This is a genomic window from Ancylomarina sp. 16SWW S1-10-2 (genome assembly GCF_009669305.1).
GTDB lineage: Bacteria > Bacteroidota > Bacteroidia > Bacteroidales > Marinifilaceae > Ancylomarina.
In genome coordinates this window covers 41,834-65,756 of the sequence record NZ_SADB01000004.1, presented here as the reverse complement: position 1 = coordinate 65,756, position 23,923 = coordinate 41,834, and the positions used below count along the sequence as shown (strand labels likewise).

23 protein-coding genes are annotated in these 23,923 nt (G+C 34.8%); 7 read left to right on the top strand and 16 right to left on the bottom strand.

Annotated features, from left to right (window positions below):
- Positions 1–13: 13 nt before the first annotated feature.
- The 4 genes from EMN46_RS04275 to EMN46_RS04260 all read right to left on the bottom strand — a co-directional run bounded on the left by EMN46_RS04275 (position 14) and on the right by EMN46_RS04260 (position 2,070).
- A complete protein-coding gene (locus EMN46_RS04275) occupies positions 14–385 on the bottom strand; it encodes a hypothetical protein (RefSeq protein ID WP_154199443.1) in 372 nt (123 codons plus the stop codon).
- Between the two features lie 75 nt (positions 386–460).
- A complete protein-coding gene (locus EMN46_RS04270; RefSeq protein WP_154199442.1) occupies positions 461–706 on the bottom strand; it encodes an AtpZ/AtpI family protein in 246 nt (81 codons plus the stop codon).
- Positions 684–1,061 (bottom strand): polymer-forming cytoskeletal protein, encoded by a 378-nt coding sequence (locus EMN46_RS04265; RefSeq protein WP_154199441.1) that lies wholly within the window; start codon positions 1,059–1,061, stop codon positions 684–686. Before EMN46_RS04265 ends, EMN46_RS04270 begins: the two co-directional genes overlap by 23 nt.
- A gap of 391 nt (positions 1,062–1,452) precedes the next feature.
- Positions 1,453–2,070, bottom strand: coding sequence for a glutathione peroxidase (locus EMN46_RS04260; RefSeq protein WP_154199440.1), 618 nt, complete (start codon positions 2,068–2,070; stop codon positions 1,453–1,455).
- A gap of 211 nt (positions 2,071–2,281) precedes the next feature.
- Here EMN46_RS04260 and hemN point away from each other — a divergent pair, with 211 nt between their 5' ends.
- Together hemN and EMN46_RS04250 are read left to right on the top strand one after the other, a co-directional pair.
- The gene (hemN, locus tag EMN46_RS04255) at positions 2,282–3,646 is read left to right on the top strand and encodes an oxygen-independent coproporphyrinogen III oxidase (RefSeq protein WP_154199439.1); all 1,365 of its coding nucleotides are present in this window, start codon (positions 2,282–2,284) and stop codon (positions 3,644–3,646) included.
- A gap of 50 nt (positions 3,647–3,696) precedes the next feature.
- Complete coding sequence (locus EMN46_RS04250) at positions 3,697–5,046, top strand: YihY/virulence factor BrkB family protein (protein WP_154199438.1); 1,350 nt, start codon at positions 3,697–3,699, stop codon at positions 5,044–5,046.
- Between the two features lie 165 nt (positions 5,047–5,211).
- On the opposite strand, the gene EMN46_RS04245 is transcribed toward EMN46_RS04250, so the two are convergent.
- The 4 genes from EMN46_RS04245 to EMN46_RS04230 all read right to left on the bottom strand — a co-directional run bounded on the left by EMN46_RS04245 (position 5,212) and on the right by EMN46_RS04230 (position 8,995).
- On the bottom strand, positions 5,212–6,228 hold the full coding sequence (locus EMN46_RS04245) for a branched-chain amino acid aminotransferase (protein ID WP_154199437.1): 1,017 nt from the start codon (positions 6,226–6,228) through the stop codon (positions 5,212–5,214).
- Positions 6,229–6,353: 125 nt separating this feature from the next.
- Complete coding sequence (locus tag EMN46_RS04240) at positions 6,354–7,157, bottom strand: DUF2797 domain-containing protein (protein WP_229130270.1); 804 nt, start codon at positions 7,155–7,157, stop codon at positions 6,354–6,356.
- A gap of 29 nt (positions 7,158–7,186) precedes the next feature.
- Positions 7,187–7,699, bottom strand: a complete 513-nt coding sequence (locus EMN46_RS04235) for a peroxiredoxin (protein ID WP_154199436.1) — start codon at positions 7,697–7,699, stop codon at positions 7,187–7,189.
- A 30-nt stretch (positions 7,700–7,729) separates the two neighbouring features.
- Entirely contained in the window at positions 7,730–8,995 is a 1,266-nt protein-coding gene (locus tag EMN46_RS04230) for a peptidase U32 family protein (RefSeq protein WP_154199435.1), read from the bottom strand.
- A gap of 648 nt (positions 8,996–9,643) precedes the next feature.
- Here EMN46_RS04230 and EMN46_RS04225 point away from each other — a divergent pair.
- Positions 9,644–10,918: a KamA family radical SAM protein gene (locus EMN46_RS04225; protein WP_154199434.1), complete on the top strand. Its 1,275-nt coding sequence runs from the start codon at positions 9,644–9,646 to the stop codon at positions 10,916–10,918.
- Positions 10,919–10,999: 81 nt separating this feature from the next.
- Here EMN46_RS04225 and EMN46_RS04220 read toward each other — a convergent pair whose 3' ends face one another.
- Entirely contained in the window at positions 11,000–11,638 is a 639-nt protein-coding gene (locus EMN46_RS04220; RefSeq protein ID WP_154199433.1) for a DEAD/DEAH box helicase, read from the bottom strand.
- An 859-nt stretch (positions 11,639–12,497) separates the two neighbouring features.
- On the opposite strand from EMN46_RS04220, the gene EMN46_RS04215 reads away from it, so the two are divergent.
- The 3 genes from EMN46_RS04215 to EMN46_RS04205 all read left to right on the top strand — a co-directional run bounded on the left by EMN46_RS04215 (position 12,498) and on the right by EMN46_RS04205 (position 15,189).
- A complete protein-coding gene (locus EMN46_RS04215) occupies positions 12,498–13,346 on the top strand; it encodes a hypothetical protein (protein ID WP_154199432.1) in 849 nt (282 codons plus the stop codon).
- A 75-nt stretch (positions 13,347–13,421) separates the two neighbouring features.
- A complete protein-coding gene (locus EMN46_RS04210) occupies positions 13,422–14,423 on the top strand; it encodes a S41 family peptidase (protein ID WP_154199431.1) in 1,002 nt (333 codons plus the stop codon).
- 289 nt (positions 14,424–14,712) lie between these two features.
- A complete protein-coding gene (locus EMN46_RS04205; protein WP_154199430.1) occupies positions 14,713–15,189 on the top strand; it encodes a hypothetical protein in 477 nt (158 codons plus the stop codon).
- Positions 15,190–15,820: 631 nt separating this feature from the next.
- Here the strand turns inward: EMN46_RS04205 and EMN46_RS04200 are convergent.
- Both EMN46_RS04200 and EMN46_RS04195 read right to left on the bottom strand, forming a co-directional pair.
- Positions 15,821–17,293 carry a hypothetical protein gene (locus EMN46_RS04200; RefSeq protein WP_154199429.1) on the bottom strand — a complete coding sequence of 491 codons (1,473 nt, stop codon included), beginning with the start codon at positions 17,291–17,293 and terminating at the stop codon, positions 15,821–15,823.
- Between the two features lie 188 nt (positions 17,294–17,481).
- Complete coding sequence (locus tag EMN46_RS04195) at positions 17,482–17,979, bottom strand: hypothetical protein (RefSeq protein ID WP_154199428.1); 498 nt, start codon at positions 17,977–17,979, stop codon at positions 17,482–17,484.
- 382 nt (positions 17,980–18,361) lie between these two features.
- Between EMN46_RS04195 and EMN46_RS20180 the strand changes: the two genes are divergently transcribed.
- On the top strand, positions 18,362–18,484 hold the full coding sequence (locus tag EMN46_RS20180) for a hypothetical protein (protein WP_255447696.1): 123 nt from the start codon (positions 18,362–18,364) through the stop codon (positions 18,482–18,484).
- A 319-nt stretch (positions 18,485–18,803) separates the two neighbouring features.
- On the opposite strand, the gene EMN46_RS04190 is transcribed toward EMN46_RS20180, so the two are convergent.
- From EMN46_RS04190 to EMN46_RS04170, 5 genes are all read right to left on the bottom strand, one after another.
- Complete coding sequence (locus tag EMN46_RS04190) at positions 18,804–19,796, bottom strand: electron transfer flavoprotein subunit alpha/FixB family protein (protein ID WP_154199427.1); 993 nt, start codon at positions 19,794–19,796, stop codon at positions 18,804–18,806.
- A gap of 12 nt (positions 19,797–19,808) precedes the next feature.
- Positions 19,809–20,591, bottom strand: coding sequence for an electron transfer flavoprotein subunit beta/FixA family protein (locus tag EMN46_RS04185; protein ID WP_154199426.1), 783 nt, complete (start codon positions 20,589–20,591; stop codon positions 19,809–19,811).
- Positions 20,592–20,688: 97 nt separating this feature from the next.
- Entirely contained in the window at positions 20,689–21,828 is a 1,140-nt protein-coding gene (locus tag EMN46_RS04180) for an acyl-CoA dehydrogenase (protein ID WP_154199425.1), read from the bottom strand.
- Between the two features lie 81 nt (positions 21,829–21,909).
- Positions 21,910–23,115, bottom strand: coding sequence for an acetyl-CoA C-acetyltransferase (locus tag EMN46_RS04175; RefSeq protein ID WP_154199424.1), 1,206 nt, complete (start codon positions 23,113–23,115; stop codon positions 21,910–21,912).
- A 95-nt stretch (positions 23,116–23,210) separates the two neighbouring features.
- Positions 23,211–23,873 (bottom strand): 3-oxoacid CoA-transferase subunit B, encoded by a 663-nt coding sequence (locus EMN46_RS04170; protein WP_154199423.1) that lies wholly within the window; start codon positions 23,871–23,873, stop codon positions 23,211–23,213.
- Positions 23,874–23,923 lie beyond the last annotated feature (50 nt).

The following is a 23,923-nucleotide window of genomic DNA, read 5'->3' as shown; positions in this document are numbered from 1 at the left end:
GTCTTTATTCATATTATTTAGATTTCAGACTCTTCACTAAAGACGTCACTTCTAATATTGTAAAGAAGATATAACAAGTTGCAAAATATAAAACAAAACCTCTCGCTTCGACTCTATTCAGTAAAACAAAAACCAATATTATAGCAATATTGAGCAAGAACTTGACACTAAACCAAGTCATAAAAGCTGTATTAAAAGCCATAGGACTTTTATCTTTTCTTCTAATTAAAAATGAATATTGAGCCAAATTTAAGATGAAAAAATAAAGAATGACAAAAGGAAATATTGGGTTAAACCAGGGACTCAATAGGTCGTAAAACAAGCCAATGGTTAGAACTAATAGGAATAAAGATAAAAGCCACAATTGAGAAATATGTTTCTTCATTTTTAATTATTTAAAATTAAGATCTACAAAAGAAAGATTAGCTTTCTTAAAAATGACATCAAAACACAAAAGATCTTACCTATGATTATTCAAAAAATCTTTTAGAACTATATACAGAGAAAGTATCACCCCCATAAATGCACCCAAAACGGTAAATGCTGGAAATTCATTTTTCAGATACTTATCAGCTTGCATACCCGCAAACAACACTAACAGTATAATGGCAATCATTTGAAATGCTAAACCAGAATACTTAGCAGCTTCTCGTAATTGCCTTTTTTTCTTTTTAGGATCAAGTTTATTTAATGGCTTTTTTTTCATCCTTCACAATCGCTTCGTTTCCCATTTTACATGTTCCCGTAAACTTAGCACCTGGCTCAACAGAGATTTTAGTGGTATTTATATTACCTAAAATGAGAGATGATGATTTCAAACTAATCAATTCACTTACGTGGATGTTACCATCGACACGGCCCGAAACATCAATAGTTTGACAAGTGATATCTCCTTCTACCTTTCCTGTAGGTCCAATAACGACTTTACCTTTTACAGTAATTTTTCCTTTCACAAAACCATCAATTCGAATATCTCTTGCTGCATCAATATTACCGTTAATAGAAGTTCCATCACAAACTAAATTAACTGCTGTTGTTTGTACCTCGTTATTTCTGCTCATTTTTTTATTCCTTTTAAACATTTTTGTAATAGATTTTCGAATTCGACTTCATAATTATTCAGAACTAACCTGATTTTATCAAGTAAGAATCTAATTACATAAAACAGAAGACTAAGCTGACTAGTTGTTAATCAAAATATAGCCTTCTATTTTCTAGTCCCACAAATATAAAAAAAGCTAATAGACCTACATCTTTTTTTCGATTTTTAATTTTCAGCCAAACTTATACACTATAACAACAGTTTGTAAAACCCAAGACTCATTATACACTACAGACTTACAAACCACAAGGAATAACGGTATTAATCAGAAAATGTGGAAGTAAAATACTTTCCCCATTATCAGGAAGCAACAAAACTTAAGCGAACTGCTTCTATAACGAATTTAAGACTTAGAAATCACTCAACATCTCAACAATTTCATTCTCAAAATCTTTGGGTACAATATTTGGCTCAATGCGCTTAACAAGCTTCCCTTCTCTATCAAAAATAAACTTCGTAAAATTCCATTTCACACCATTTCCTTCATAAATCTCTGGAAATTTTGCACTCAAAAAAGATTTGAATTTCTGTCCTGAAGCTGAATCATCAAACCCCTTAAATGGCTTCTCACTGGTCATCATCTTATATAGAGGATGTGCATTTTCTCCTCTTACTTCAATTTTACTGAACATTGGGAAACTTACTCCATAATTTTTCTGACAAAACTCAGCAATCTCTGATGAGCTTCCTGGCTCTTGCCCTGCAAATTGATTACATGGCATTCCTAAAATAACCAAGCCCTGATTTTTGTACTTTTTGTACATGGCTTCTAAACCTTCATATTGAGGTGTTAAACCACATTTACTGGCAGTATTAACAACAATTACAACTTTTCCTTTATAGGTGCTCATAGGAATTTCCTCTCCTGACAATGATTTAAGCTTATAGTCGAAAAATTTATCTTGAGCCTGCAATGGCAACGCAAATAAAACAGCCAATATTACCGTAACAACACTTAATGTTTTCATATTATGAATTTTAAAATTTGATATGCAAGTTATTCAATTATCAGGGAATAAAAGATATTTTCATCTTAAATATCAACAAGCTGATTTACAATCTCACAAATACATTAAAAAAACGCAAAACAACAGCTAGTAGTCAACACCCTTAGATTCATAAAAAAGGATATCTTTGCATATAATTGAAAAATTTAAAATAGAATCAAGGCTATATATTATGAATAAAGAAGCTTTAATAGATAAATATAACGTCCCAGTTCCCAGATATACAAGCTATCCAACCGTTCCTTTTTGGAGTGATGACAAACCTGATGCGAACAAATGGTTTCAGCTTGTAAAAAAATGTTTTTACGAATCAAATCAGTCAAAAGGAATAAGTATTTACATTCATCTGCCCTATTGTGAGCGATTATGTACTTATTGTGCCTGCACAAAAGTAATTACACAGAACCATAAAGTTGAGGATTCGTATATTGATGCACTCCTTCAGGAATGGGACATTTATCTAAATCAATTTGATGAAAAACCCATTCTAAGAGAACTGCACTTGGGAGGAGGCACACCAACTTTCTTTTCTCCAGAAAATCTTAAAAAGTTGATTAATGGCATTAAAATTCATGCTGATTTACATCCTGAATATGAATTTAGTTTCGAAGGCCATCCTAACAACACGACTAGAGAACAAATGCAAGCTCTATACGATGTGGGATTTAGAAGAGTTAGTTTCGGTGTTCAAGACTTCGATCCTGAAGTTCAACGAATTATAAACAGGCTTCAATCCTTTGAAACGGTAAAAGACGTCACCGATATTGCCCGAGAAATAGGCTATCATTCTGTCAATTACGATTTAATTTACGGCTTACCTAAACAAAAAATCAGTTCGGTAAGAGATACTTTCGAAAAAGTTGCTGAATTAAAACCAGATAGAATTGCCTACTACTCATACGCTCATGTACCTTGGAAAAGTAAAGGTCAACGCCTGTTTACCGAAGAAGATATTCCAAACAGCGCAGGTAAAAGAGCATTATACGATCTTGGGAAAGAAAAATTAGCAGAACTTGGTTATGACGATGTTGGAATGGATCATTTTTCATTGCCACACGACAATTTATATCAAGCTAAAATAGATAAGCAATTACATCGAAACTTTATGGGATATAATACATCTCATACTGAGCTTTTAATTGGCTTGGGAGCTTCGTCTATTTCTGATGCAAAATATGCATACGCACAAAACACCAAGGAGATTGCACGCTATAAAGCTGCTTCGGTGAAAGGAGAACTCGACTTAATTAAAACGTGTTATTTAAGCGACGAAGATTTACAAATTAAAAAAGCGATTCTTGATATTTCATGTCGAAGAGAACTCGTATTTTCTGATGAACTAAAACCTTATTTACCTAAAACCATTGAGGATGAGTTACAGGTTATGGCAGAAGAAGGTATTTTAAGTTTCGATTCTGAGAAACTAGAAGTTTCTGACTTAGGCATGACTTTTCTTAGAAATATTTGTAAGTTATTTGATAACAGATTAAGAAATGGGAAATCTGGCGACAACAATATGTTTTCTAAAGCAATCTAATTTTGTAGCTTTACATAGCACACGAATCTTGTTATATTAAACATTACCGAATGATCAACAAATTAAAAGACCAGCTCAACCAACTCATGGATTTCCTTAGTCAGGGAGTTTGGAGTATGCGCTTAAAAGATTTATCAGGTTCTCGTTATTTTTTGATGAGACAACTGAGAATCTATCTTTTAGCAATAAAAGGCTTTTACGAAGATAAATGTCAATTAAGAGCTTCGGCACTTACCTTTTATTCTTTGCTGTCAGTTGTTCCTGTTCTTGCCATGTTTTTTGGAATTGCCAAAGGCTTTGGCATGGAACATCTCCTTGAAGAAGAGTTAACCAAGAGTCTATCTGGCCAAGAAGAAGTTCTTTCTTGGCTGATTGGTTTTGCCAATAAGATGCTTGAAAATACCAAAGGTACATTAATTGCAGGATTTGGTTTTGCTATTTTATTTTGGTCTGTTATTAAAGTTCTTAGCAATATTGAGGAAGCTTTTAATGATGTTTGGCAAATTAATAAAAGTCGAACCTGGGGACGTAAATTTTCAGACTATACCTCAATAATGATATTTGGCCCCATACTTCTTATTGGTTCTAGTGCAGCAACAGTTGTCATCAAGTCTATGGTGAGTAATTTAATCGTTGGGAACACCTTATTAGAGGCTGTAGGCCCTTTTATTTTTTTCCTTATCAATCTTATTCCTTACTTCTTGGTTTGGGTTCTCTTTACGGGTATATACGCTTTTATGCCTAATACACGTGTGAAGTTTAAATCGGCCGTATTAGCAGGAATAGTAGCTGGTACCATTTACCAACTCTTACAAATTGCTTATATCGAATTTCAATCGCATGTAACATCATACAATGCCATTTATGGTAGCTTTGCTGCTCTCCCACTATTTTTAATGTGGCTACAACTCAGTTGGCTTGTTGTGTTATTTGGTGCCGAAATTTCATTTGCTGAACAAAATGTTGAAAGTTATGAATTCGAATCTGAATCAACACATATATCATATAGCTTCAGAAGATTAATCAGCTTAATGATTATACATAAGATTGTTCGTAATTTTGCAGAAAACAAACGTCCGTTCTGTTCTCAAGAAATTTCTCATAAATTAAAAATACCCATTCGCCTGACAAGAGAAATCGTATTCAACCTAGTAAACTGTGGATTGTTATCTGAATTAACAACAGATAGAGAAAAAGAAATGGCCTATGCGCCAGCCTTCGACATTTCAGATATGAGCTTAAATAAAGTAATCAATTCTCTAGAAGATTATGGCTCAGATGAAATACCTATAAAAAAAGACAAGGTTTTTGACACTTTAACTCACCTAATAGATGAGTATAAAATAAATTTTAAACAACAAAGTGGCAATGTGCTTTTAAAAGATATTGAAATGGATTGATCATTTGTTCGACTATTAAAGATCAGATCAAAATGGAACGAATCCATATTTAAATAGGAACAACTGAGCCTTAAATAATTTAAGAGAATATAAAGACAAGACATCATAAAACAGAAAAGCGAGCGTTAAAATGAACGCTCGCTTTTATTTTATATCTCTGTCGAATTAAAATTCAATAATTGTATTCCAATTATATTTATCTTCAACTGTTCCGTACTGAATACCACGAAGCGTTTCGTACAATTTGAAACTTGTTTTACCAGCCTCATCACCATAAACGTAATCAACATTTTTATCAGCATCAACAATCTTACGAATTGGAGAAATAACAGCAGCAGTACCACAAGCACCAGCTTCAGTAAAATCAGCTAATTCCTCAACGGTAACTTTTCTACGCTCAACAGTCATTCCCATATCTTCAGCAATCTGACACAAACTTTTGTTTGTAATAGAAGGTAAAATTGAGTTTGATTTTGGAGTCACATAAGTATTGCCTTTAATTCCGAAGAAGTTAGCAGGTCCACACTCGTCAATATATTTTTTCTCCTTAGCATCTAAGAAAAGTACAGCAGAATATCCTTCCTCGTGAGCACGAGAACCTCCTCTTAAAGATGAAGCATAATTACCACCAACTTTAATTGTACCTGTTCCCTGTGGAGCAGCACGATCGTATTCGCGATAAATCACATAATCAGTTGGTTTAAAACCTTCTTTAAAATAAGGTCCAACAGGCATTACGAATACAGCAAATGTGTATTCTGGAGCTGGATTTACACCTACTTGAGGTCCATTACCAAAAAGAACTGGACGAATATAAAGAGAAGCACCTGATTCATATGGAGGAATCCATCTTTCATTCAGTTTGATTGCTTTAATTACAGCTTCTTCAAACAATTCAATAGGCATTTCAGCCATCATGATACCATGAGATGAACTCTGAAGACGTTTCGCATTCTCTTCTATACGGAATACTCTAACTTTCCCATCAGGACCTTTGAATGCTTTTAAACCTTCAAATGCTTGTTGTCCATAATGTAAACCTGTTGCAGCAATATGCACATTTACTTGATCTGATGAAGAAGTTTCTAATTCGCCCCATTTTCCATCACGATAGTTACAACGTACATTGTAATCGGTTTTAGTATAACCAAAACCAAATTCTTTCCAGTTTATATTTTCCATTTTACTTCAGAATTTTACGATTAGTAAAGGATATTTATTGTGTTTGATTGTGTTTTATTAAAATATTAACAAACAAAGATATTAAGAAATTTGTTCTTTTTACCTTCAATTTTTTAGATTTTTACTTAATCTACTTTCAATTCAACAAAGTATCCATTGTGTTTTCGAATATTCATCACTTTTCCATCATCAAAAATCAGATATTGCCCTTTAATTCCCTTCAATTCTCCTTCATAAGTCTCTATTTTGTCAAAACTAAGACTATTTATTTTTGTAGGATATTTCTGCACAGGATAATTAAGTTCATAAACCTCTTCTTCATCACACACATACTGTTGTAATTCAGGATGAAGTAGTGCTGCTGCTTTTTCTTTCTCAACTTTTAAATCAACATTCGCTTCACCTTCGTTCTTGAGCATGGCTCTCCAATTTGTTTTATCAGCAAAATGTTCTTTCAAAGCCACCTCAATAATACCAGCAATATGACGATTAGGTGTTTTTGCAAGCTTTATGGCACGAACAGCTCCCTGATCGATCCATCGTGTTGGTATTTGCGATTCGCGGGTTACACCAACCTTTAAATTGCTCGAAAAAGCCAAATAAACGTAGTGCGGTTTTAGTGAATTCTCTTTAGCCCACTCCATATCACGAGAAATGCCCAAGTAAGACTCATCTAACTCAGGATTCACAATACTGCTATCAGTCTGTGGCAAACTTTTAAAGCATTTGTAACAATACCCTTGAAAAAATGATGTTTTGGTCTTTTTACCACAATGCACACAATTAATTTGATGCTGATAAGTCCAAGTCAGCTTTTTGCCAATTAGCTTATTCATATCAACTAAATCGTCACCAATAGGAAGTTCATAGGTAATCACATCCTTAAGTTGGGTTCGCATTTTAAATAAATTCCCTTTATATAGCATCATTTCCTTGTGTTAAACACGTTTCTATCTATCTATTCCTTCAAGGCTTTTTCTATGATTTTCATCATCTCATTTAGCTCTTTTTGTGAAAAGCCTTTTGCCTGAAAAATAATTTTTCCTTCTTTATTGATAATGTAATTCCGAGGTATAAACTTTTCTGCATACTTCGAATATATTTCACGTTTAGGATCTGCAGCGATCGGGAAAGAAAACTTCTTAGTTGATTGAAATTTCTTCAACTCAGAAACAGAATGCTCACGTCCAATGGAAATCTGTTTAAAATTCTTATCCTTAAAACGAGGCCAAATTTGTTTTTCCAACTCAGGCAGTTCTTTCATGCAAGGTCCACACCAAGTGGCAAAAAAGTTGACTAGTACAACTTTCCCTTTCATGTCGGAGAGCTTAAATTGCTCACCATCCAAGGTCATTACACTAAAGTCAGGTGCGGTTTGTCCTTTTTTTGTTTTATCACCATCATTCTCAACAGCCCACAAACTAGTTGATAAAACTAAGCCCAATATTAATAATAATGTTAATCTTTTCATTCGTCAAATCTTTATTAATTTACAAGTCGATTAACTTTTTTGCTGAAGTAAATCATCATTTACCTCAACGATCTTATATAATTTGTCTGATCGACGTATTTGAGTGTCAAGAGCAATGGAAAAACTATCTCCTTTTACAGCCTTTTCAACCGATTTTAAGTCAACACGTATTTCCTCTATAGTTGTCTCAACAACACCTGTTGTAGGTCCTGTTATCATGATTTTATCACCAACGCTCAACTCCTGCGACTCTAATAAGAACTCAGCAACTTTAATCTTGTTAAAATAGTTAGTTCCTTTTCCAATCAACATTTTACGCGTAGTAGCGCGATTACCATATTCCGAACTCCACTCACCTAGCTTTTGTCCCATATAGTAACCATCCCAAAAACCTCGATTAAAAACAGTAGCTAGTTCTTCTTTCCATTCCGCTATTTTTGTTTCACCATAGCTACCATCTAAATAGGCATCAACAGCTTCGCTATAACAATTCAATACCGTTTTTACATATTCTGGAGAGCGAGCTCGGCCTTCAAACTTAAGCACACGAACTCCAGCATCTATCAATTTATTTACAAAACCAATTGTACACAAGTCTTTTGGTGACATAATATACTGGTTATCGATTTCTAATTCGTTACCCGATTCTTTCTCTGTAACCGTATAAGCTCTTCGGCAAGTTTGCATGCAAGCACCTCGATTTGCAGATGATGATTTCTCATGAAGACTCAAGTAACATTTTCCTGAAATAGCCATACATAAAGCACCATGAGCAAACATCTCAATCTGAACTAATTCTCCCTTAGGGCCACGAATATCTTGCTCAACAATTTGATGATAAATATTAGCTACCTGATCTAAATTCAACTCACGAGCCAATACAACAACATCGGCAAACTGAGAATAAAATTTAACGGCCTCAACATTGGTAATATTACATTGCGTTGAAATATGCACCTCAACACCGACAGAACGCGCATAAAGAATTGCAGATACATCAGCAGCAATAATAGCTGTTACACCGTTCTCCTTAGCTGAATCGATAACTTCATGCAATAAACTCATCTCATTATCATACAAAACGGTGTTCACAGTTAGGTATGTCTTCAAACCATTCTCTTTACATATCTTAACGATCTCACGAAGATCATCTTTAGTGAAGTTATTCGACGATCGAGCTCGCATATTCAACTGCTCAATACCAAAATAAATGGAATTTGCTCCTCCTTGGATAGCAGCCATTAAGGATTCATATGATCCAACGGGTGCCATTAATTCTATATCTGTACGCTTCATGAATTTTTAATATGAATTATCAGATTTTAATCTAAAAATATGATGGAATCAGTTTTAATGAATAAAGCTATTCATCAATACTTTAATAAAATTTTGCTATTATAAATACCAAAAATACAACGTGAATCAAACAAATTGAAACAGGCTGAATTCCTGATTTTCAGCAAAAGTAATCTTTATCGGGCTCCCATGCAATATATTAAAAGAGAAAAAAGTCTTTATTTTTAGTGTAAAGCTCACTGCGATATTTGTTTAAAGCTTACAAATAATGTATTTTCGCGGCAGTTAAAAATTAACTCACGGGATTATCATCTTCCTTATTCATATTTATTAAAGTTTTTAAAAGGAAATAACCCTATTTCCGTTTAGTATAACGGAATCTTATTTAAAAGTATTCATTCAAATAGCATAGGACCTATTTAGTCTTCGCTATAATTTTTCACTAGTAACTTTTTAAAATAGTTTTCAAAAAATGATTTTGGAGACAGAGAGATTTTACTTTATTTTTTTGAGATGAAACCTTCTTTGCCTTAGTATAACTTGTTTGTTGCGAGATGTCTCACAACAAACGAATTCTATTATTCATTTAAAAATGAGTAACTTCTGATTAACACAAATACACTTACACCTAAAAACATATTTTTTTTGATGAAATATAAAGTTTATACACAAAAAAACTTTAAAAATATCCCTCAAATTCAAAAGCTGAGTGCTACGCAGATATTTGACATTGAGGTTTTAGGGGAGATTTTCCCTTTTAAGGTAAACAACTACGTAATTGATGAATTGATCGATTGGGATAATTTCAGCGAAGACTCTATTTTTCGTTTAACCTTTCCTCAGAAAGGCATGCTTTCGACAAAACATTTCGATAGAATGGCACAGCTAATTCATGCTAAAGCTCCACCAAAAGAAATTACAAAACTATCAAACGAAATTAGATTAACCCTTAACCCTAATCCATCGGGACAAGCAAATAATGTACCTGAGATTAATGGCGAAAAGTTGATGGGTGCTCAGCACAAATACAGAGAAACCATGTTGTTCTTTCCTACACAAGGACAAACTTGCCATGCCTACTGTACTTTCTGTTTTAGATGGCCACAATTTACTAATATGGGCGATTTAAAATTCGCTATGAAGGAAATTGAGCCTGTAATTGCTTATTTACAAAAGCATGATGAAATTACTGACCTTTTATTCACTGGTGGTGATCCGATGATAATGAAAACGAAGGTTTTTAAAGCATACATCGACGCGGTACTAGAGGCTGATATCCCAAATCTTAAAACCATTAGAATTGGTTCGAAAACCTTAACTTATTGGCCATACCGATATACAAAAGATGATGACTCTCAAGAGCTTCTTGATGTGTTTAGATCGATTACCGATGCTGGACTTAGTCTATCTTTCATGGCTCACTTTAATCATATTAGTGAATTGAAAACAGCAGCAGTTGCTCTAGCAACTAAGGCTATTCGCGAAACAGGTGCCGTTATTAGAACTCAATCGCCATTACTTAAACACTTGAATGATGATGCCGATATGTGGGCAAACATGTGGCGTAAGCAAGTGGACATGGGTATGATTCCTTACTATATGTTTATGGCTCGTGAAACAGGTGCACAACAATACTTTGGAGTAACTGTAGAAGAAGCATGGAATATTTTCCGCGATGCATACACTCAAGTAAGTGGTATTTGTCGTACAGTACGAGGACCGGTTATGTCTTCAGATCCGGGTAAGATTCAAGTTCTGGGTGTCACCGAAATTAATGGTGAAAAACAATTCGCTCTTAACTTCTTACAAGGAAGAAATTCTAAATGGGTTGGGAAACCCTTCTTTGCTAAATACAATGACAAAGCACTTTGGATAAGCGATCTGGAACCTGCTTTTACAGACAAATTTATGTTCGAAGACTAAAAATCTCAAAACAAATAAAACAGAAAGCCATCATTCTTTATAGAACGATGGCTTTTATATTTACAGACAATTTTGTTTTTCTTACTGAACTTCTTCTTCGCTAGGCTCTTCTTTGATTTCCACAACCTCTGGTGCTATCATATAATATTCCACATAGTCGTTTATTCTCACATTCATCTTCGTGGTGAATACAATGCGCTGAGTTTCGGGCGTACTCGTTGTTAAACGATCTATCTGAGATGTAATTTCGTGCTTAAACACATCGTATCCATCGTCGATAATATACATTTTAAGACCATTCAAATTCATTCCCGAGTTGGAATAGAGCTCATTTAAGAATTTAGCTGGCCCAATTAACACATCGCAACCTGCATAAACTCTATCGCGTTGCTTAAGCATATGCTCACCTTGAAACACAGCTGTTACGCGTAAGCCCGTATCCTCTGTTAGAATATCGAATTGCGCTTTCATAGCCTCCGCTTTCGCTCTATCTTCCACAACGATTAAAGCTCTAGGAACATCCTCAAAAGCTTCTTTTAACTGCTGAATAACGGTAATAACAATGGCAGTGGTTTTACCCGATTGCTCAGGAGCGATAAACAGGCAATCATGCCCACTTTTCATTCTACCAATTGACTTTTTTTGTATAGGTGTTGGCTTTTCAAACCCCTCTTGTTCAAGGGCAATTGTAAGCTGTTCGTCGAGTTTCTTTAAAAACATATCTTTTACTTAATCTGTATCAATGAACTGCAAAGATGCTAATTATACCTAGCAAAGAGAAATTTAGAAGGGAAATAGCTAGACTTAATTATAATCAAGATAAAGATCTGCTCATTATTTTGTTAATCACATTTCCCCTCCTCAGTTCATATCAAATTGAACTAAGATGAATCCCTCAGGATTCGAATGCAAAGACATAAAAACTTGAAGAGCCAATAATAAAATTACGATAGATACACCTTTGCCTTACTTCTACGGCAGAAAATTAGTTAATCGCAGAAACGATAATTAGTAAACACATGTTATCTCATGTTTTGTTTAATCGACATAAGTCCTCCCGTTGATAAAAATGAAATCACGAATATACTTTACACCTATTGTAATCATCAAATAATAAAAACACCCAAAAGTATAAGGCTCGTACCAAGGAAATAAAAACTCAAATGAACAAGCTATTTTACATCGTTTTATCAAATCCTTTTGCACCCTTTAAATAGAACACCGTGTTGATTAAAACTTCAAAATCTGGCATATGCTTAGCCAACATATAGTAAGAAACAACACGTCCTACCTGATGTTTTTAACGACTTACAACACCTCATCTTAGCAACATTCTTTCTCCATAACAACACATCCCACACAATCGACCAGCTGCAAACTACAGCTTAACCCATTGGTGTAATGACAGGTAAAGACCAATATCGACTAACATATTTCATCTGAAATTATAAATTTATTTTTTTCATAGGGGTAAATGAAAGTTTGCTGTCTTATAATTGTAGAAGAGGAAAAGATGACCTAGGCTCAGCAAGTATTCAAATTATTAATAAATATAATTAAACCTTAAACTGAAAGTAACATGATACAAAAGACCATAATAATTACATTATTAACTATACTCCCATTCTTGGGTTTTAGCCAAACTAATCACGGAGGATTAACAAAAAAAGAAATCCGTAAAGCAAGACCTACGTATTATAATATTAATGCGGGATTTAATTTTTCGAAATTTAGAGACTTTGCAACCTCTCCATTGTTTTACAACGGAACAGCAAAAACATTTTCAATTTCACGATTAAAAACAGATGTCAATAGAGAAATTGAAGTTGGCCTGTCGTACGGGTTCGGCGATTACAACTCAAGCTATAACGGCACCACCTCTATAAGTCAAGTAAAAACTTATACATTAAATTATTCGCAATTGTACGCTATTCAATCCTTATCATCTGATAAATGGAATGTAAAAGTAGGGGGTCTTTTTAATACAACGGCAAATATTAGAACCAATCCTATTTTGCAAAACAACTCTACAGGAATGGAATTATTCGCCACTTTTTTCGGATCGATGAAAGTAACTCGTGATATATCAAACATCAACCGATTTTTATTCTTTAAACTTAAACCGGCTCAAAGAACACTTTCTTATCGTTTCAACTTTGGTCTAATGAATAATACTTATAGAAACAGCTATGCATATACAGGCCAAGAAGGTGTATTAAACAGTGATAATTACCTGAAATCATATGAGGTTAAAACCTTTTCTGGAGCCAGATTCAGCTCTGCCTTAGATTACACTGTATATCTAAAAAATAGAAATGGAATACGCCTTTCTTACGAGTGGGATGCTTATAAAACAGGCGGCAGTTTTGACAAGTTCGAAATGAGTAATCATACCATCAAGATAGCCCTCTTATTCAATAAAAAATAATAAACACTCACCTTCAGCTCATCAGAAAGCGTAATGAAGATTTAGTATTTCGTTAAACGAATAAAAAATAAAACAATGAAAAAGATATATTTAGCACTCCTTATAATTCCATTCTTTTTGTCTTGCGAAAAAGCAATGTTCGAAGACGAAATGGCCTCCACCGATCCAATGACTAACTTTGAATATCTGTGGAAACAATGCGATGAAAAATACTCTTATTTTGATTTAAAAAAAATCGACTGGGATCAAATTAAAACAAAGTACGCTGCTAAAATTGACAAAAATATGTCAGACGAAGCCTTATTTACCGTTATGGGAAATATGCTAACCGACCTTAAAGATGACCACACCAATTTAATTTCAAATTTTAATGTATCCTTTTTTGGTACAGATGAATTAGGACAGGATAACTACGATGCCCGAATTATTAAAGATAACTACCTATCTGATAACTATTATATATCGGGACCATTTATTCACGATTTTTTAGCCGATAAAAAAGTAGGTTACATCCGTTTTAGTTCATTTACAGGCACAGTAGACGATACAAACCTTGATTTTATTTTGAATCGATACAAAAACACCAAAGGTCTTATTTTAGACTTACGCGAAAATGGTGGCGGAGCAGTTACTGATGTTTTCGCAATTCTGAGCCGCTTTGTCGAAAAAGAAACTATTGTGAACTACTCTAGAATAAAAACAGGACCCGCTCACGATGCTTTCTCGGATGACGAACCTGTAAAAGTGACTCCTTTCGATGGTATTAGATACAAAAACAAAGTCATGGTTTTAATCGACAGAGGCACATTTAGTGCAGGATCATTTACCTCTTTGGCAACAAAAGCATTGCCTAACATGATTCTTGTAGGAGATACCACAGGTGGCGGATTAGGCTTACCAAATGGTGGCCAATTGCCAAATGGTTGGACTTATCGTTTTTCGGTTACTCAAGCTTTAACTTTAGATAAAGATAATTCATACGAAAATGGAGTTCCTCCAGATATTAAAGTATCATTCGATTGGAGCGATCGGACTAAAGATGAAATTATTGATAGAGCATTGCTTGAACTTCTTTAAAAGTCAAGGTTAAAAATAAACATTGGGAATCGGTCTTTTTAGGTCGGTTCCCTTTTCATTTTACACAAAAAGCAAATCATTCAGTAAAATTAAAATCTACAACTAAAATACAATATTCCTTATTCAAACTGATTCAACTTAACATCCTATTTTATACAATAAATCCCCATATCACCTCATGCACAGGATCATAAAAACACTTTAACTTCCTTTTATATTGGTTTTTAAGAATTATCTATTTAACTTCAAGTACAGTTATCTGAAATTTTCATGTCTAAAAAAATCAGTTATGAGTGTAGAAAATAAAGTTAAAATCGTTTTAACGGAAGAACAAAAAGCAGCTATTGCAGGCGGACTAAAAGTTATAAAGGATACTTTAGAACCAATTCTTATTAGTTTAACCCCCTCTGAAAAGAGAGCCCTATTAAAATTAGGCGATAAATCAATCAGCTTTGTTAACAAATGCTTGATGTTTGCTAATCAGAAGCCCGAATTTGTGCCTAGCTATATAGATAAAAATGAATGGCAAATTGACATGAATGCCCGTAATGACTTGTCGCCTTACAATGCCGAGATTCAAGAAATAAACAGTCTTTTATTAGATACCATTATGCTATGTGGCAACGAAGCTTTTCGTCAGGCTTTAACCTACTACAATTCGGTAAAGCAAGCGGCAAAAGATAATGTTCCAGGTGCTAAACCAATTTACGACGAACTGAAACAACAATTCCCAAACAATAAAAAATCGAAAGAAGAGGCGGAATAATTCTATTTAATCTACTCAAAGTACAAAGACCGAAATCCCTAAGACCAAACAATATAACTGGTTTTAGGGGTTTTATTATTCTATTTAATAAGCCCAGGTTAAAAAATAAAGCATCGTGCTACTGCTCTAGCCTATGGGTATTAAATCTTAATCGGCGAGTAGTAGATTTTAGTATCTCGGTACTAATTTTTATACGCCGAGTATATAAATAATGCCTCGCGGTACTCTTTTAATACCCTCTTATACTAAATTTTAATCGACGAGTACTCTTCTAATGTAAACGACGACTAATTTTTTATCCTCTTTTATTAAAATTTAGTCGACAAATACTCTTATGATGTAAAAAAGGATGTTTTTTTGATACCGGAGGAACTTCGAGAAATACCTTAAGAGACTATTTAATTAAAAAATATACAAGTAGATTATAATAGAAACAATTACATATATCCATACTTTAAACTATGCTACAAAAATCACTCTGCCACCTCGATGGAAGAAAAAATCTTTGAAATAGAATGTATACTGTCTATCCTGCAAAGGTTTCTAAAGAATTAAAAGAAGATGAAACTGACATAAAAAAAACGATCAATCGCTGGTCGCTTTTCTTGCTATTTTATTTAAGGCTTTTGTATTAAGGATATACTATTCTTGCTCCTACCCATTTATCACCACGTCTGGCACCTCCATAAAAATCTACTTCTAAAGTTTTTAATTTATTCATTTTAGGCATACTTATTCTAAATTTATTCGTCCCTGGATTGTAAACTACATCTGGCACTCTAAGTCGTGTTGCGTAAATCTTTTTTATTCTTCTGCTATTTTTCCTCTTTTCACTAAAATCTATATTGGTAAAATATACTTTATCCACACCAAAAGCCATCATTGATATTTGGTTTGCATCGGAGCTATTTTTACCTAATTTCCTTAATAACGATTTCCCTTGGCTTGCTAAAAGATTTAAGGCTATTTTATTCAATTCTTTACCAGACATATTCTTGGTGTAGTTGTACCCCATTAATTCCAAGTCTACCACTACTTTCAAATCAGTTTCAAATGGCCAATTAGGATAATCAGATTTTTTTAGTTTATACGTAATATCATTTAAATGATCGTCAAATTGTTTTCCGTCGAAAGACCATGTACTCTTAGGTGCACCTCCAGTATAATTTAGATCCATTTCTATATAATACGATATCAAATTAGCTCCAAGTATTAACTCATCTCCTTTTGTTCTCCACCAGCATCTACATTTTCTTCTTTGGTATTTAACTTTTATAACTGTTCTTGAGTATAAACCGTAATTTTGGTTTGAATATATCACTTTAGTTCTTCTTCGTTTGCTCATGTAAATAGTAGATACTCTTCGTTCTCCAAATAGTCCTGCTAATTTAGTTTGTCTTCCTTTAGTAGTTTTCCAAGATTGAATAGCTCTCCACATATTATCATCTATAGATGGGGGGCTAGACATCTTTTTTCTACTAGCAGCAACTGTTGTCGTATGCCTTTTGTGTATTACTCTATATCTTCTTACTTTACTATTAATATTTACTATACTACCACGATATCCTGCCTCTTCTTTTGGTAGAAGGTCATCTCCTGGGTACGGGTGATCATCATCTATCTCTTCATCTTCTTTATATTGTTGCTGTGTCTTGGTTGTGTTAAACATTAGATCTGGAAATTCTTTTGCTGCTGTTAAATCTTTTTTAAGTTCGTTTTCATCTTCTATCCTACACATAAATAAACCTCCATCAGTATATTTATATAAAGAATCACCAACAACAATTTCACCATCCTTATTTAACATGCTAGCGAACTCTTCATCACCAACAATCTCTTCAAGTCTCATCTGAATTAATTCTTCCGGTGTAAATGGAATTAAATCTTCAGGATCTATAGGTTCATCTTCTATCCATTCTTCGGGTCCATCATCATCTATATCTTGCATTGGGCTATAAATAGATGATTTTAGTTTATTTATTTCTGGCTGAATACTGGTTACGTAATGCTCTATTTTTTCATCCTCATTTATCATTGGCCTAAATGATTCAAAGCCTTTATCGTAAAGCTTCGACATTTTTTTACAAGCATTTGAGAATGACATTTCTTTTAGCTGATCAACTTCAAGTTGTAGCTGGTTTTTATTTTGGAATACTAGTCTTCCTTTTTCAATTCTTGTTTCTATTTTTTTACTTGGTTAATGATCATCTATAATTATTTCATCATCATTACATGACATCATAATTATTAAGGTGAATACAAATATTATATTTTTCATTTTGTTGGATTTTTTTATTTAATTATTTTGGTAAGGTATATTTTGTGTTCTTTATGATCTGGTGTTTTATCTCTTTTAAAGACCAGATCATTGTTATACCAAAACTTTTCTACAAATACATCGTTATCTGTATCGTCGGAACCAGGGACTTTAGCGTAGATAATTTTCACGCTATCCAAAGCTAAAAGTTCTTCATCATTCCACCATTCTAAGTACATTCTAGCTGTATCTTGAGGATTATTTTTAAAAGATGGAGATCCTGAAAAGATTAAGTGGTTTGTTAGCTCTTTTACATGGAAGAAAGAAATTTTTTCGTGAAGACCAAAATCTCGCATTCCTGATTCGTCTTTTACTTTCCCTATTACATCAAAGGGATGTTTAAGAATGTCATTACCATTTTGGTCTTCAAAAAAAATAAACAAGCTCCGAACATCTAATTCTCGAACGGGGCTATCGTGATCACATCCGAGCAATAAAGCCGCAAGTAATATTGCGACAATAAAAATTTTCATAGTCCTAAATTTTAAATTCTACTCATAGTTTTTATTATCTATATAAAACTAGTTATAATTAAGCGACATAAAAAATTACACGTAAAACACTATGGAATTAGATATCAGAACGATAAATTAGAATATGGTGAAATTCACATTAAAAAAAACAAATAAAAAAAAAAGCATTTTCCACACCTTTTTAATGCCTATTCCAAATACATAAATAAGAAATATAAACGAACTGGTCCTCTCTTCGAACGACCATTTAAAAGAAAACAAATCGAAAATAAAGTTTACCTGAACAGGTTAATTATTTACATTCACAATAACCCTATTTCATCATGGGTTTACTGATATTCCTATAGATTATCCTTGGAGTAGTTATCAAAGCTGTGTATCAGTGAAACCAACAAAACTATTAAAGAACGAAGTTGTTGATTGGTTCGATGATGAAGCTAATTTTAAATTCATGCATCAGCAGCATATCGATTTTATGAAACTTGAGGAATGGTTAGAAATCTAGCATTATACTTATTCAACTCTGACGGGTCTATCGACTCCGTCAGGTTTCAAAACAAATCAGATAAAAACCTATCAGAGTTCGAAGAACCTGATAGAGTTAAAAAAACTTTAACAACCAAAAATTAAACTCTGACGGGTCTAGCGACTCCATCAGGTTTAAAATAACACCTTAATGAAAACCTATCAGAGTCCGAAGGTCCTGATAATTAATAAACTGACATAAAAAAAAAGCCTGACAAGCATTATCTACGTGGTGTAAATAAACCTGTCAGGTTTCAATATTGTAAGCGATAAGATTACAAACACGATAAGCGATAGGCTTATTTGCTTAATCTCTCGTTTAGTTTTCTGATGATTTGTTTGGCGTCACCAACAATACCGAGGTCTGAAACTTGGAAAATAGGTGCATCCTTATCTGTGTTTATAGCAATAATAAGATCAGAATCTTCCATACCTGCAAGGTGCTGAATAGCTCCTGAGATACCAAAAGCAAAGTAAAGATCTGGACGTACCGTTTTACCAGTCTGTCCAACCTGACGGTCGTGACCTACAAAACCAGCATCGACCATAGCACGAGAGGCAGCAACTTCAGCATCAAGTGTATTAGCTAATGAACTTAATGCCTCAAACCCTTCCTTATTACCAACTCCACGACCTCCTGATACTAATATTTTAGCTTCAGTAATATCGATAAGATCAGTTTCTTCCTTAACGGTTTTAAGTAATTTCACCTTAATCTTCGAAGCATCGAAATCAACTTTATAGTCCGTAATAATTCCCTTGCGAGAAGTATCCGTATCTAAAGCAAATAAGACACCTGGACGAACAGTCCCCATTTGTGGACGATGTTTTTTACATACAATAGTCGCCATTAGGTTACCTCCAAAAGCTGGACGAGTCATTAACAACTCATGGTTCTCTCCCACTTCGATTTTAGTACAATCAGCAGTTAAACCGGTTTTAACACGAGCAGAAATACGGGGACCTAAATCACGCCCCATAGTCGTTGCTCCAATAAGTACTGAATCGGGTTTTCTATCGCGAATAATCTTACAGATAGCTTGAGTATATGGCTCAGTTGTATAATCAGCCAATTCTGGTGCGTCAACAACTAAAACCTCATCTGCACCAGCGGCAATAAGTCCTTGTGCTTTAGAAGCGATATTATGCCCTAAAAGCATCGCATAAACCTTATCGTTTAATTCATCTGCCAATCGTCGTGCTTGTCCCAAAAGTTCCAATGCAACATTCTGAACAAGACCTTCGCGTTGCTCAATAAAAACATATATGCCTTTGTAATCTTCTAAATTCATAGTCTCAACAATTTATAGAATGAATTTTTCTTTCATCTTTTTAATAATGATTCCCACAGCTTCATCGGTACTCACTTCATAAAGTTCACCAGCTGGTTTCAATCCACGAGCAAATGCTTTGTACACACTTGTAGGAGAACCTTTAAGACCAAGGTCTGCTTCGTCAACATCAATTTCGTTAAATCCCCAAACTTCAACTTCTTTCTGGTAAGCATCAACAATACCACCAACGCTCATGTAACGAGGCGTATTAGCCGAAGAAATAACGGTAACCACACAAGGAGCTTCCACTTCCAACATTTGGTAACCATCTTCGATATGGCGTTTCATTGTGAATGTTTTATCACCATCAAATTTCAAATCTTCAAGGTAAGACACTTGTGGTAAATCTAGGTGTTCAGCAATTTGAGGACCTACCTGAGCTGTATCACCATCGATAGCCTGACGACCAGTAATTAAAAGGTCAAAATCGAGCTTTCTAAGCGCTCCTGCAAGAGCACTTGATGTGGCAAGAGTATCTGCTCCCGCAAACTTTCTATCGGACAAATGAATGGCTCTATCGGCTCCCATTGCAAATGCTTCGCGAAGAATTAAATCCGCTTGTGGAGGTCCCATAGTAATCACCGTAATGTGAGCACCATTTTCTTCTTTCAACTGAAGCGCCATTTCCAAACCACCCTTATCGTCAGGGTTCATAATACTTGGTACGCCTTCTCTAATTAGAGTTCCTGTTTTTGGATCGATTTTAATCTCAGTCGTATCAGGAACCTGCTTTATACAGACAACTATTTTCATTTTCTTATTCTTTTAGATTCTCGTAACTGTTTTCAGATATCGGATATCGGTTAACTGACAACAGAAAACCGGCAACTAATAACATCTACGCAAATACTTACTTCAACATATTAGCTGAAATCACCATTTTCTGAACTTCGGAAGTTCCTTCGTAAATTTCAGTAATTTTAGCATCACGCATCATACGTTCAATTGGGTATTCGCGAGTATAACCATATCCACCATGCAATTGAACGGCTTTATTTGTAACCTCCATAGCTGTTTCGGCTGCATAAAGCTTAGCCATAGCTGCATCAACAGAATAAGCTATTTTATTGTCTTTTTTGTAAGCCGCTTTACGAACTAGCATACGAGAAGCTTCTGTTTTTGTATTCATATCAGCCAACTGAAACTGTGTGTTCTGAAAAGCAGAAATAGCACGGCCAAACTGTTTTCTTTCTTTCACATATTTCACTGTTTCGTCGATAGCTCCCTGAGCAATACCCAGGGCTTGAGCGGCAATACCAATACGACCACCATCAAGCGTTTTCATAGCAATACCAAAACCTTTATTTAGTTTTCCTAGCATATTGGTTTTAGGCAACACACAGTTTTCGAAGATCAACTCGCAAGTTGCTGAACCTCTAATACCCATCTTTTTCTCTTTTTTACCAAAAGAAAAACCAGGCGTGTCTTTTTCAATAATAAAAGCTGTAATACCACGAGTTCCCTTAGACCTATCAGTCATAGCAAAAATCACATACACATGTGCATATCCGGCATTGGTAATAAAAATCTTAGAACCATTAATGATGTAGTTATCACCATCTTCTATAGCTGTAGTTTGCTGGCCAGCAGCATCGGTACCCGCATTGGGCTCTGTTAAACCAAAAGCACCAAGCCACTCACCCGAAGCAAGTTTAGGTAAATACTTTTGCTTTTGTTCTTCGGTTCCATGCTCTAAGATTGGAGCCGCACATAAAGATGTGTGAGCCGAAACAATAACACCTGTTGTACCACAAACCGCTGAAAGTTCTTCAACAGCTATAGAATACATAAGGTTATCTCCACCTGCACCACCATATTGCTTTGGAATTGGAATTCCCAAAATCCCAATCTTTCCCATTTTCTCAACCGTTTCGGCTGGAAAACGCTCCTGTTCGTCGACTTCAGCAGCAATTGGTTTCACTTCGTTTTCCGCAAAATCACGAATCATTTGCTGGAATAACTCTTGTTCTTTTGTTAGGCTAAAATTCATTTTCTAATAGACTTAAGAATTAAGATATGAGAGCTAGATCGTTAAGAATATTAGATTTAGCCTCTCATATTTCATATCTGTTTATACATTTTTTAAGATAAGAGCAGCACCCATACCACCACCAATACAAAGTGATGCTAAACCAAATTTCTTATTGCTACGCTTCATTTCGTATATCAAACTTACAGTAATACGAGCTCCTGATGCTCCAATTGGATGACCTAAAGCAATTGCGCCACCATTCAGATTACATCTTTCAAGGAAAAATTCTGGTGCAACACCATGATCTTCGCACAACTGCCTAACCACACCTAGTGATTGTGACGCAAAAGCTTCGTTTAATTCCAATACATCCATATCGGTAAGCTTCATATCAGCCTTTTTCAATGCATTTGCAATAGCTGGAACTGGTCCCATGCCCATAATAGCTGGATCAACGCCACCTTGCCCAGTTGATACAATCTCTGCCAATGGAGTCAAATTATATTCTTTTACTGCTTCTTCGGATGCAACTAATACAAAAGCAGCACCATCGTTAATACCAGAAGAATTACCAGCAGTTACCGTACCATCCTTTTTAAAAGCAGGACGTAAACCAGCTAGTTTCTCAGCACTCGTTTTACGGTTGATAAACTCATCAGCATCAAAAATAATCGTTTCTTTACGAGTTTTAATCTCAACAGGAACGATCTCATCTTTAAAGTGACCAGCATCTTGTGCAGCCATCGCTTTCATTTGAGATGCAAGTGCAAAAATATCTTGCTCTTCGCGAGTCAGATTATATTTCTCAGCAATATGTTCTGCAGTAATACCCATATGATAACCACCGAAAGCATCAGTTAATCCATCAGTTACCATGTGGTCAGTAGCTCTTATATCGGCCATTTTATGTCCAGTACGAACTATACCTGGCATTACAAAACCAGCATTGGACATATTTTCTGTTCCGCCAGCCATAACTAGATTAGCTTCACCTGCTTTAATATTAGCAAAAGCTAAACCGATTGTCTTCATCCCTGAACCACAAATCATGTTGACTCCATAAGCTGGCACCTCTTGAGGAACACCTGCTTTAATTGAAGCCTGACGTGCAATACCTTGTTTCTGACCTGCCATTAGGATATTTCCCACAACAACCTCATCAAGTTTCGCTGGATCGATTTTTGTTTCTTCAATAATATTTTTGATAACTCCTGCGGCTAAATCGGCAGCAGTAACTGAAGTTAAACTTCCTAAAAATTTACCAACAGCAGTTCTTTTAGCTGCAACAATATATACTTTGCTCATAATTATAACAGTTATTTTGTGAGTTTTCAGTTATCTGATGTCAGTTATCAGTTATTCAAAACCGATAACAAAAAACCGATAAGCTGTTCTTTAAATTAGGCTTGTCTCATTTCAATTAAATCCTCAGCAATAATCAATTTTGCTTCGGTAGCTTCTTGTACTTGCTCAACAGTAAATGTTGGGTTAATCTCAGTTAAAAGAATTCCCTCTGGCGTAATTTTCATAACACCCATTTCTGTGATAATCATTTCTACCTGACCCGCTGCTGTTAAAGGCAAATTGCAAAGTGTCATAATTTTATGATTACCTCTAGCTGTGTGCTCCATAGATAGGATTACACGCTTAGCACCAACGATAAGGTCCATTGCGCCACCCATACCAGGCGTTTTCTTACCTGGAATCATCCAATTGGCAAGATTCCCTTTTTCATCAGCCTGAAGAGCTCCTAGAAAAGTCACATCAACATGTCCACCTCGAATAATCGCAAAAGAAGCTGCTGAGTCAAAAGTACTTGCGCCTTCCTTATAAGTGATATGACCACCACCAGCATTCACAAAATCCTTATCTTCCTCACCATCAGTAGGTGCAGCACCCATACCTAGCAAACCATTCTCTGACTGAAGAATAACATTAACATTGTCAGGAACATAATTAGGAATGAATGTAGGCAAACCAATTCCTAAGTTTACGACATCACCATCTTGCAATTCGAGAGCAGAACGCTTTGCGATAATTTCTCTGATTTCTTTTTTATCCATAGGTAGTCTGTTGTTTGGGTTGTTATGTTGATAGAGACACAGCATGCAGT